Here is a 990-nt window from a genome sequence, read left to right as displayed (position 1 = left end):
CAGCCTACGCGCCCAGGTAGGCCTTGCGCACGTCGCTGTTGGTCAGCAGGTTGGCGCCCGTGTCTTCGAGCACGACGCGGCCGTTCTCCAGCACGTAGCCGCGGTCGGCGATCTGCAGCGCGCGGTTGGCGTTCTGTTCGACCAGGAACACGGTCACGCCTTCGCTGCGAATGGTCTGGATGATCTCGAAGATCTGCGCAATGATCAGCGGCGCCAGGCCCAGCGTCGGCTCGTCGAGCAGCAGCAGGCGCGGTTTGGACATGAGGGCGCGGCCGATGGCCAGCATCTGCTGCTCGCCGCCCGACATCAGGCCGGCGCGCTGCTGGGCGCGCTCGCGCAGGCGCGGAAAGAGCTTGAAGACATGCTCCATGCCGGCCTCGATCGCGTCCTTGTCGAGAAAGAAGCCACCCATCTTCAGGTTCTCGGCCACCGTCAGGTCGGGGAACACGCGCCGGCCTTCGGGCGAGACCGCGATGCCCTTGCGCATGATCAGGTGCGTGGACTGCTGCGTGATGTCCTCGCCCTCGAAACGCACGCTGCCGCTGCTGGCGCGCGGGCTGCCGCACACCGTCATCAAGAGCGTGGTCTTGCCCGCGCCGTTGGAGCCGATCAGCGAGACGATCTCGCCGCGCCGCACCTGCAGGCTGACGTCGTTGACGGCGCAGATCGCGCCGTAGTGGGTGGAAATATGGTCCAGCTCAAGCATGGGTTGCATCAGGCTTCTCCCAGGTAGGCCTTGATCACGCGCTCGTCGCTGCGGATCTGTTCGGGCGTGCCGGTGGCAATCGGCTTGCCGTGCTCCATCACCAGAATGCGTTCGGACACTCCCATCACCAGGCTCATATCGTGTTCAATCAAAAGCACCGACACGCCGTACTCCTGGCGCAGCTGGCGGATCAGGCCCTGCAGGTCCTGCTTTTCCTGCGGGTTCAGGCCGGCGGCCGGCTCGTCGAGCATCAGCAGCTTGGGGCGCGTGATCATGCAGCGCGC

At 66.0% G+C, this 990-nt stretch carries 1 protein-coding gene and 1 pseudogene; both read right to left on the bottom strand.

Annotated features, from left to right (window positions below; genetic code table 11):
- Positions 1-4: 4 nt before the first annotated feature.
- Positions 5-706, bottom strand: a complete 702-nt coding sequence (locus QZH66_RS16945; protein WP_305807022.1) for an ABC transporter ATP-binding protein — start codon at positions 704-706, stop codon at positions 5-7.
- A gap of 8 nt (positions 707-714) precedes the next feature.
- Positions 715-990, bottom strand: a pseudogene (gene livG, locus QZH66_RS16940) (high-affinity branched-chain amino acid ABC transporter ATP-binding protein LivG); the annotation flags it as partial.

This window comes from Stenotrophomonas sp. YIM B06876 (assembly GCF_030711595.1).
In the GTDB taxonomy this organism is placed as follows: domain Bacteria; phylum Pseudomonadota; class Gammaproteobacteria; order Xanthomonadales; family Xanthomonadaceae; genus Stenotrophomonas.
Note: the sequence above shows the minus strand (reverse complement) of the source record. Positions and strands in the feature narration are given on the sequence as shown.